This is a genomic window from Candidatus Erwinia dacicola (assembly GCF_001756855.1).
Taxonomy (GTDB): domain Bacteria; phylum Pseudomonadota; class Gammaproteobacteria; order Enterobacterales; family Enterobacteriaceae; genus Erwinia; species Erwinia dacicola.
Genome location: NZ_MAYS01000448.1, coordinates 1 through 10,450, shown reverse-complemented (window position 1 = coordinate 10,450; position 10,450 = coordinate 1). Strand labels below are relative to the sequence as shown.

The window sequence follows — 10,450 nt, the reverse complement described above, 5'->3', positions numbered from 1 at the left end:
GCTACTGCAGGCTGGTAGCCATCTACAGAGCGATTACGGCGCAGTTCCCACGAGTCTGTTGACTTACAGACGCCTAACCGGCGACCAATCTCGGCTTGACTAACTTTGTCTTCACACAACAGAGCTATCTGGTATCGTAATCCTTCGGTTAACTGCTGATATTTCATAGTTACTCGCTCATCTTTAATCGGAAGAGCAGGATAGCTTATCGGTAGCTAACCGTCCCTCCATCTACATGACCGAGCGTTGCACTTATTATCTGAATTCGCGCCTACAAATACGATTCGCTTTTCCGCCTTATCACGTTGCTGGCTCTGGACGGTAGGGCAAGACTATACCACCTCCGCCCAGCGCTCACAAATGGCGGTGCGTTAAAACGCGCTGACTCGTCCTGCCGCAAAACGTGGCAGCAGAGCTGTCGCTGCTACGCGTGCCTCGCGGTCAATGGCAATCACTGCCTCAACGCTTTGCGGTTCCTGACACGACAGCGTTTCCAGCACCGCCACATTCAGCGCCGCAATATCGGTAAAGCGGATGTCAGACGTGAGGAAAGCGGCCACCGCAATCTCATTTGCCGCATTCAGCGTGGTGGTCGCCGCCTGCCCGGTGATGCTGGCATCAATCGCCAGCTTCAGGCAGGGGTAACGTGCGTAATCGGGTTCAGCAAAAGTCATTGCCGACATGCGCGTAAAATCAAGCGGTTGGGCGCCTGAATTTACGCGCTGCGGCCAGGCCATAGCGTGAGCGATTGGCGTACGCATATCCGGCGAACCGAGCTGGGCAATAACGCTGCCATCACGGTAGCGCACCATCGAATGGATAACTGACTGCGGATGCAGAATGACTTCCATTTGGGCGTCTGTGGCATTAAACAGCCAGCGGACTTCGATATATTCTAGTCCTTTATTCATCATAGTGGCCGAATCGACGGAGATTTTTCGCCCCATCGTCCAGTTAGGGTGTGCACACGCTTGGTCTGGCGTCATATGGCTTAATTCAGCCAGTGGCGTGTCACGAAACGGGCCACCTGACCCCGTGAGGATAATGCTATCAATGCCATTATCCTCCAGAGAAATGTACCCTAACTGCTGCTGGAGGGAAGCAGGCAAACTCTGAAAAATGGCGTTGTGCTCGCTGTCGATGGGCAACAGCTGGGCGCCGGAAGTGCTCACCGCCTCCAGAAAAAGGCGGCCGCAGGTGACAAGCGACTCTTTATTCGCCAACAGCACCTGTTTTCCCGCGCGGATTGCGGCTAGGGTAGGTAATAATCCTGCTGCTCCGACAATTGCCGACATCACCTGGTCAACATCATCCAGCGTGGCCAGCTCGCAAATCGCCTGCTCGCCGCTCATGACTTCGGTAGCCAGATTGAGCTCTTTCAGACGAAATCGCAGTGCCGCTGCCGCCCAGCTGTCTGACATCGCGGCATACGCCGGGCGAAATTCAACGCACTGTTCAACCATTAGTTCGACGTTACGCCCGGCAACAAGTGCTTTAGTGGCGAACAAATGGGGGTTAGCGCGCACTACGCCGAGCGTGCTGGTACCAATAGATCCAGTTGAACCGAGGATGGTCAATTGCTTCATGAGTTTGCTCTGTATAAACCCGCTCAGGAGAAGAATAACCCTCTGCCGGGAAAGTTAACAAACGCAAAACGCCGCCAGACCGACCCTTCATACGAAGGGCAATCTGTGCGGCGTTTCATCGGATTATGATGGGATCAGAAGTCCATCAGCTCCGCTTCTTTCTCTGCCAGCGCAGCATCAATTTTCTTGATATCGACGTCGGTCATTTTCTGAATCTCTTCCTGTAAGCGACGATCATCATTTTCACTAATCTCTTTGTGTTTCAGCAGCGCTTTCACTTTGTCGTTAGCATCACGACGCACGTTACGCACGGATACGCGGCCCTGCTCGGCTTCGCCTCGCACGATCTTGATCAGATCTTTACGACGCTCTTCGGTCAGCGCTGGCAGCGGAACGCGAATATCGGTGCCCACTGAAATTGGGTTCAGGCCCAGATCGGAAGACATGATCGCTTTTTCAACTGCGTTGCTGATAGAATGGTCAAACACGTTGATTTTCAGCGTGCGGGAATCTTCTACCGTGACGCTCGCCAGCTGGCGCAGCGGAGTAGCAGAACCGTAATAATCTACCATGATACCGTCGAGTATAGCCGGAGATGCACGGCCAGTACGGATCTTGCTGATGTTGTTTTTGAATGCTTCTACGCATTTTTCCATGCGTACTTCTGCATCTTTCTTGATGTCTTTAATCACGTTGAAACCCTTGGATTCTGTTTGATCCACCAGCTTTCGGCAGTGCCGAAAGCCGTTCAAATACATTTAAAGATAGTTCTTGCAGGGAGAATATACCTTATTTCAACCGCAGACTGATATTAATGCGTAATCAGCGTGCCTTCTTTTTTACCCATCACAACGCGACGCAGTGCGCCCGGTTTGTTCATATTGAATACGCAGATAGGCAGTGAATGGTCGCGAGCCAGCGTAAAGGCGGCCAGATCCATCACTTTCAGCTCTTTTTCCAGCACTTCGCTGTAGGTCAGCTGTTCGTGCAGGGTTGTGTCTGGGTTCTTCACCGGGTCGGCAGAGTAAACGCCGTCAACCTTGGTGGCTTTCAGCACCACATCGGCTTCGATTTCGATGCCGCGCAGACAGGCTGCGGAGTCAGTGGTAAAGAATGGGTTACCGGTACCGGCGCAGAAAATCACCACGCGGTTGTTGCGCAGCAGGCTAATTGCTTCAGCCCAGCTGTAGTTGTCGCACACGCCGTTCAGTGGAATAGCAGACATCAAACGTGCATTGACGTAGGCACGGTGCAGCGCATCGCGCATCGCTAGTCCATTCATCACGGTTGCCAGCATACCCATATGGTCGCCCACAACACGGTTCATTCCTGCCTGAGCCAGACCAGCACCACGGAACAGATTACCACCACCGATCACCACACCTACCTGAATGGCTAGCTCTACCAGTTCTTTGACTTCCTGAGCCATACGATCCAGCACGCTGGCATCAATGCCAAAGCCTTCAGCGCCTTGCAGGGCTTCGCCACTCAGTTTCAGAAGAATACGTTGATATACAGGTTTTGCATTGGTCGCCATGGTTTTTTTCCTGGAAGCTATATCGAAAAGGGGTCTTGACTGTGTGCGGTATCATTCTAAAAGCGTAAGAGAAATACTATTGGGATGAGACTGAAAATGCGCTGTCAAAAGACAGGCAAAAAATAACCGCCGTTTGGCGGTTATTTTAGAGCAATTAAGACTGCTTAGACATCGCAGCAACTTCTGCTGAGAAATTGGTCTCAGCTTTCTCCATGCCTTCACCCACTTCAAAGCGGATGAAGTGGGTGACGTCGGCATTTTTCTCTTTCAGTGCCCGCCCCACAGTTTTAGATGGGTCAATCACGAAAGGCTGGCCAGTCAGAGAAACTTCGCCGGTAAATTTCTTCATGCGGCCTTCAACCATTTTCTCTGCGATCTCTTTTGGCTTACCAGACTGCATCGCGATGTCCAGCTGAACCTGGTACTCTTTTTCAACAACTTCAGCAGACACGTCTTCTGGCTTAACGAATTCTGGCTTGCTAGCGACAACATGCATTGCCAGCTGCTTAACCAGCTCTTCGTCGGCGTTGGTAGCGGCAATCAGAACGCCGATACGTGCTCCGTGCAAGTATGTACCCAGCAGGTCGCCTTCCAAGCTTGCAACGCGACGAATGTTGATGTTCTCACCAATTTTAGCAACTAGTGCAACACGTTCTTCTTCGTACTGAGCTTTCAGCACTTCAACATCAGTGATTTTACCGGCAACAGCCGCGTCCAGCACTTTGCCGGCGAATGCTTGGAAACCAGCATCTTTAGCAACGAAGTCAGTCTGGCAGTTAACTTCCAGAATCACACCGTAGTTGCCTTCGATCTTGGTTTTGATCACGCCGTCAGCAGCAACGTTGCCTGCTTTCTTAGCTGCTTTGATTGCGCCAGATTTACGCATGTTCTCAATTGCCAGCTTGATGTCGCCATTGGCTTCAGTCAGCGCTTTCTTACAATCCATCATGCCAGCGCCAGTGCGCACGCGCAGTTCTTTTACCAGAGCAGCGGTAATATCAGCCATTTTCTAATCCTCGGTTAGCTCAGCATCTGCAATTACAGAAGCCTTCACGGGAAACATTCTGCCCCGCCAAATATGACATTCAGCAAAGCGAACTCGAAAAAAATAAGGGGGCCTAAAAGGCCCCTTACAGATTCACATCTAATTTTTAAGGGCTCTTAACAGAGCAAGTCTTATTAGTCAGCTTCGGCGAAGGTTTCTTCTGCCTGCTGAGCTAGGTCCTGAGAGCGACCTTCACGTACAGTGGTAGCCACTGTAGTCAGGTACAGGCTAACAGCACGGATTGCATCATCATTACCTGGGATGATGTAGTCAACACCGTCTGGATCAGAGTTGGTATCAACGATAGCAAACACTGGGATACCTAGGTTGTTTGCTTCTTTAATAGCAATGTGTTCATGGTCTGCATCGACAACAAACAGTGCGTCTGGCAGGCCGCCCATGTCTTTGATACCGCCCAAGCTGTTTTCCAAGTTGGCCAGTTCACGAGCGCGCATCAGCGCTTCTTTCTTGGTCAGTTTGTCGAAGGTGCCATCCTGAGACTGAGTTTCCAGATCTTTCAGACGTTTGATTGACTGACGAACAGTTTTCCAGTTAGTCAGCATACCACCCAACCAGCGGTGATTAACGAAGAACTGGTCGCAGCTCAGAGCGTGCTCTTTTACCGCTTCGCTTGCAGCGCGCTTAGTACCAACAAACAGAATCTTACCTTTACGGAAGGAGATCTTGCTCAGCTCAGCTAGGGCTTCGTTGAACATTGGTACAGTTTTCTCAAGGTTGATGATGTGAACTTTGTTACGAGCGCCGAAGATGAATGGCTTCATTTTCGGGTTCCAGTAACGGGTCTGGTGACCGAAGTGTACACCGGCCTTGAGCATGTCGCGCATGGAAACAGTTGCCATGATTACCTCTATAAGATGTAGTTTGGGGTTAAGCCTCCACGTATCCCGTACAACCGACCCATCAGCTCTTTCAAACCAGCAAGGCACCCCGGCGTAGGTGTCGATACGTGTGTGTTATTTGCACATAGTGAGATTTATGCGTTTCTCAATCTGGCGAAGAGACTCACTGAACAGTGAATCTTCGGCGCGCTTTATACCATAAAGCCGCAGCTGTAGCCAACAATTATAACCCCTACGACCCGAATTAGATGACTGCAGCAGGCCACAAACTGCAATTGGCAGTCTCGGGGCAGGCTGATACCATTGCAGCACTTTCTGTATGTTGTCGAAAATGACGACAAATGTGGACCGAATGAATGGCTATCTCAATTAAAACCCCTAAAGAAATCGAAAAAATGCGCGTTGCCGGTCGCCTAGCGGCTGAAGTGCTTGAGATGATTGAAGAGCACGTCAAGTCGGGTGTCAGCACTGGTGAGCTGGATCGGATCTGCAACGATCACATCGTCAACAAACAACATGCGGTTTCCGCCAGCCTCGGCTATCACGGATTCCCGAAATCCGTCTGCATTTCAGTCAATGAAGTGGTGTGCCACGGTATTCCGAGCGACGACAAAATTCTCAAGGACGGCGATATCGTCAATATCGACGTCACCGTGATCAAAGATGAGTATCACGGCGATACCTCAACCACGTTTATCGTGGGTAAGCCAACGATTCAAGGCGAGCGCCTGTGCCGCGTCACCCAGGAGAGCCTCTACCTAGCCCTGCGTATGGTAAAGCCGGGTATCCGCCTGCGCACCATTGGTCGTGAGATCCAGAGATTTGTTGAGGAGCAGGACTTCTCCGTGGTGCGCGAGTACTGCGGACACGGCATCGGTAAAGGCTTCCACGAAGAGCCGCAGGTACTGCACTACGACGCGGATGACGGCGGTGTGGTGCTGCAGACCGGTATGGCCTTTACCATCGAACCAATGGTTAACGCCGGTGATTACCGCATCCGCAGCATGAAAGATGGCTGGACCGTAAAAACCAAAGATCGCAGCTTGTCCGCACAGTACGAACACACTATTGTGGTAACGGAGAACGGCTGCGAAATTATGACGCTACGCAAAGACGACACCATCCCGGCAATTCTGACGCACGAGGATTGATTCGGCGTCAGGGCTGACCTTCTTTTCGCTCAGCCCGCATGCAAAGTACCAGACCCGCGCAAGCCGATTTTTTTATGTCTTAGGGGCGGTGAAATGAATAAAGATGTAACTGAAGCCAGCATCCTAAAAAAGCTCACCAAAGCGCCACGACGCTGGGAAGACAGCGAGCTAAATCGCGACACGCTGAAGCGTCACCTTGATGTTTTCCAGCATCATCTGGCCGCCGCGTTCGACGCCGGGCAGGATGTGGAAAGCTTGATCGATGCGCGCACCCTGTTTATTGACCGCCTGCTGCGGCGGCTGTGGCGCTTCTATGGCTTCCCGGAAAAAGAGGGCGTCACGCTGGTCGCCGCTGGCGGCTATGGCCGTGGCGAATTGCACCCGCTCTCCGATATTGACGTGCTGATCCTCAGCCGCAAACTGCTGTCAGATGAAGATGCCCAGCGCACCAGCGATCTGTTAACCCTGATGTGGGACCTGAAGCTAGAAGTTGGCCACAGCGTGCGCACGCTGGAAGAGTGCCTGCTGGAGGGGTTATCCGACCTTACCGTCGCCACCAACCTGATTGAATCGCGCATGCTGACCGGTGACCTCGCGCTATTCCTCGAGTTGCAGAAAAACATCTTCAGCGATGGCTTCTGGCCTTCTGACCGCTTCTTCGCTGCCAAAATCGAAGAGCAGCAGGAGCGCCACCAGCGCTACCACGGCACCAGCTACAACCTAGAGCCGGATATTAAAAACAGCCCCGGTGGCCTGCGCGATATCCACACGCTGCTGTGGGTCGCCCGCCGCCACTTCGGCGCCACGTCGATGGACGATATGGTTGGTTTTGGTTTCCTGACCGAAGCCGAGCGCAATGAACTCAACGAATGTCAGAGCAGGCTGTGGCGTATCCGCTTCGCCCTGCACCTCACCCTCACCCGCTACGACAACCGCCTGCTGTTCGACCGCCAGCTCAATGTGGCCCAGCATCTGAACTATCAGGGTGAAGTCAACAAGCCGGTCGAACACATGATGAAGGACTTTTTCCGCGTCACGCGCCGCGTGGGTGAGCTCAACCAGATGCTGCTGCAGCTGTTTGATGAGGCGATCCTCGCGCTCGGCACCGACGAGAAACCGCGGCCGATGGATGAAGAGTTCCAGCTGCGCGGCACCCTGATTGACCTGCGGGATGAGACCCTGTTCGCCCGACAGCCGGAAGCGATAATGCGCATGTTCTGGGCGGTGGTGCGCACGCCGAAAATTACCGGTATTTACTCCACGACCCTGCGCCACCTACGCCACGCGTGCAGCAATCTGAAACAGCCGCTCTGTACCATCCCGCAGGCGCGAGAGCTGTTCCTGTCGATCCTGCGGCATCCTGGCGCGGTGAGCCGGGCACTAGTGCCGATGCATCGCCACAGCGTGCTGTGGGCCTATATGCCGAAGTGGAGCAACATCGTCGGCCAGATGCAGTTTGACCTGTTCCATGCCTATACCGTTGATGAACATACCATTCGCGTGCTGCAAAAGCTGGAAAGCTTTGCCGACGAACGCACCCGCCTGCGCCATCCGCTGTGCGTGGAGCTGTGGCCGCGCCTGCCGCAGCTAGAGCTGCTGCTGATGGCGGCACTGTTCCACGATATCGCTAAAGGGCGCGGCGGCGACCACTCGATCCTCGGCGCGCAGGACGCGCTGGAATTCGCCGAAATGCACGGCCTCAACTCACGCGAAACCCAGCTGGTTGCTTGGCTGGTGTGTCACCACCTGCTGATGTCGGTGACCGCCCAGCGCCGCGATATTCAGGACCCCACGGAGATCCAGCAGTTCGCCGAAGTGATGCAGAACGAGAATCGCCTGCGTTACTTGGTGTGCCTGACGGTGGCCGATATCTGTGCCACCAATGAAACGCTGTGGAACAGCTGGAAGCAGAGCCTGATACGCGAACTGTTCTTCGCCACCGAGAAGCAGCTGCAGCGCGGCATGGAGAATAGTCCCGACCTGCGCGAGCGCGTGCGCCATCACCGCCTGCAGGCGCTGGTGCTGCTGCGTATGGACAACATTGATGAAGAAGCCCTGCACCGTATCTGGGGCCGCTGCCGCGCGGACTATTTCCTGCGCCACACGCCTAACCAGCTAGCTTGGCATGCGCGCCACCTGATGAATCACGACCTTACCAAGCCGCTGATCCTCATCAGCCCTCAGGCGACACGCGGCGGCACCGAGATCTTTATCTGGAGCCCGGATCGTCCCTACCTATTTGCCACCGTAGCCGGGGAGCTGGATCGCCGTAACCTCAGCGTCCACAATGCGCAGATCTTTACCAGCCGCGACGGCATGGCGATGGATACCTTTATCGTGCTGGAGCAAGACGGTAGCCCGCTGATGCCGGATCGTCATGAGATGATCCGCCAGGCGCTGGAGCAGGCGATCTGTCAAACTCACTGGCAGCCGCCGCGCCTGCGCCGACAGTCGGCAAGGTTGAAGCATTTTAGCGTCGATACCGCGGTGAATTTCTTACCCACACATACTGACAGACGCACTTATCTGGAATTAGTGGCGCTCGATCAGCCAGGATTACTGGCACGCGTTGGCGAAGTGTTTGCCGACTTAAACGTGTCGCTGCACGGTGCGCGCATCAGCACCATTGGCGAACGGGTTGAGGATTTATTTATCCTTGCCAACAGAGATCCTCGGGCATTAGACGCAGATTTGCGCGAAGTGCTGCAACAACGGTTGATAGAGGCCCTTAATCCAAACGATAAAGCGTGACCCCGATTTACTTTTTATCAGTGCCAGCGCGTGATTCTGCCGCCGCGGAATCGTTTTCGTTGAATATGCATCGGCAAAACTAGGAAGAGACTAACTATGCAACAGTTACAGAGTGTTATTGAGGCGACTTTCGAGCGCCGTGCGGACATTACCCCAGCCAATGCGGATACCGTAACCCGTGAAGCGGTTAACCAAGTTATTGCCCTGCTCGACAACGGTGCCCTGCGCGTGGCGGAGAAGACCGACGGTCAGTGGGTGACTCACCAGTGGCTGAAGAAAGCGGTGCTGCTTTCATTCCGCATCAATGACAATCAGGTAATGGAAGGTGCTGAAAGCCGCTACTACGACAAAGTCCCGATGAAATTCGCCGACTACGACGAAGCACGCTTTAAGAAAGAAGGCTTCCGCGTGGTGCCGCCTGCCGCCGTGCGTCAGGGTGCATTTATCGCCCGTAACACCGTGCTGATGCCTTCTTATGTCAACATTGGTGCCTATGTTGATGAAGGCTCGATGGTGGATACTTGGGCAACCGTCGGTTCCTGTGCGCAGATCGGTAAAAACGTGCACCTGTCCGGTGGCGTGGGCATCGGTGGCGTACTGGAGCCTTTGCAGGCCACCCCGACTATCATCGAAGACAACTGCTTTATCGGCGCCCGCTCTGAGATCGTAGAAGGCGTGATCGTGGAAGAAGGCTCGGTGATCTCAATGGGCGTTTATATCGGCCAGAGCACCAAAATCTTTGACCGTGAAACCGGCGAAGTGCACTTCGGTCGCATTCCGGCGGGTTCAGTGGTGGTTTCCGGCAACCTGCCATCCAAAGACGGTACTTATAGCCTGTACTGTACGGTGATTGTAAAAAAAGTTGACGCCAAAACCCTCGGAAAAACCGGCATCAACGAACTGCTGCGTACTATCTACTAATGTCGTATGTGGGCTGCCACGGCGGCCCGCACCCTCCTGTAACGATAACTTTACGATTGCTGCGCAAATAACCTCTTTCACGTCGCAAAACAAATAATGCTATTGCGCATAATCTGAGCCATAATTCGCGCCAGAAAAATCCTGTATTTAAATTAAACGATCCTTTTCCGTTTCTCGGATAGCAACTACATTGATCGCATCTGGATCGATAGTTTCTTAAAGGAAAATACCATGTACGACAATTTCAAAGGTCGTTGCCCCATTCCCAGTTGAAACGCAACAAAACGGAGGGGGCTTATGCCGCCAGTAAGTGCGTTAAAAATACCTCATTGGGAGAGCGATAGCCCAGAGATTTTCGCCCTCTGGTGTTGAGCGTGTATTCGAGTTCGGCAATCTTACGATGACTGACCTGACTGAAGTCCGTTGCCTTGGGGTAAAAACGCCTAATCAGCCCGTTGGTATGCTCATTCAGGCCGCGCTCCTAGGAATGGTAAGACAGCGCAATAAACTCGCAGAAAGTATTGGCTTCAATGTCTCTGAAAGCGGCAACCACGGTTTTTTGCACGTCTATTGGGCAGCTTCCGAATGATGATGGTTTT

General features: G+C 53.3%; 9 protein-coding genes. 3 read left to right on the top strand and 6 right to left on the bottom strand.

Annotated elements, in window-relative coordinates; genetic code table 11:
- The 6 genes from BBW68_RS16860 to rpsB all read right to left on the bottom strand — a co-directional run.
- A partial coding sequence (locus BBW68_RS16860) for a helix-turn-helix domain-containing protein (RefSeq protein WP_148127656.1) occupies window positions 1-167 on the bottom strand: 167 nt, incomplete at its 3' end.
- Between the two features lie 204 nt (window positions 168-371).
- Window positions 372-1,586, bottom strand: a complete 1,215-nt coding sequence (ispC, locus tag BBW68_RS12095) for a 1-deoxy-D-xylulose-5-phosphate reductoisomerase (RefSeq protein ID WP_070135561.1) — start codon at window positions 1,584-1,586, stop codon at window positions 372-374.
- A gap of 134 nt (window positions 1,587-1,720) precedes the next feature.
- Window positions 1,721-2,278, bottom strand: a complete 558-nt coding sequence (frr, locus tag BBW68_RS12090; RefSeq protein WP_070135562.1) for a ribosome recycling factor — start codon at window positions 2,276-2,278, stop codon at window positions 1,721-1,723.
- Between the two features lie 119 nt (window positions 2,279-2,397).
- Window positions 2,398-3,123, bottom strand: coding sequence for a UMP kinase (pyrH, locus tag BBW68_RS12085; protein WP_070135560.1), 726 nt, complete (start codon window positions 3,121-3,123; stop codon window positions 2,398-2,400).
- A 154-nt stretch (window positions 3,124-3,277) separates the two neighbouring features.
- Complete coding sequence (gene tsf, locus BBW68_RS12080; protein ID WP_070135559.1) at window positions 3,278-4,129, bottom strand: translation elongation factor Ts; 852 nt, start codon at window positions 4,127-4,129, stop codon at window positions 3,278-3,280.
- A 173-nt stretch (window positions 4,130-4,302) separates the two neighbouring features.
- Window positions 4,303-5,028: a 30S ribosomal protein S2 gene (rpsB, locus tag BBW68_RS12075; protein ID WP_070135558.1), complete on the bottom strand. Its 726-nt coding sequence runs from the start codon at window positions 5,026-5,028 to the stop codon at window positions 4,303-4,305.
- Between the two features lie 356 nt (window positions 5,029-5,384).
- Here rpsB and map point away from each other — a divergent pair, with 356 nt between their 5' ends.
- From map to dapD, 3 genes are all read left to right on the top strand, one after another.
- Window positions 5,385-6,179, top strand: coding sequence for a type I methionyl aminopeptidase (gene map / locus BBW68_RS12070; protein WP_070135557.1), 795 nt, complete (start codon window positions 5,385-5,387; stop codon window positions 6,177-6,179).
- Between the two features lie 93 nt (window positions 6,180-6,272).
- Window positions 6,273-8,930, top strand: a complete 2,658-nt coding sequence (glnD, locus tag BBW68_RS12065) for a bifunctional uridylyltransferase/uridylyl-removing protein GlnD (protein ID WP_070135556.1) — start codon at window positions 6,273-6,275, stop codon at window positions 8,928-8,930.
- A 96-nt stretch (window positions 8,931-9,026) separates the two neighbouring features.
- Window positions 9,027-9,851, top strand: coding sequence for a 2,3,4,5-tetrahydropyridine-2,6-dicarboxylate N-succinyltransferase (dapD, locus tag BBW68_RS12060; protein ID WP_070135555.1), 825 nt, complete (start codon window positions 9,027-9,029; stop codon window positions 9,849-9,851).
- Window positions 9,852-10,450: the final 599 nt, after the last annotated feature.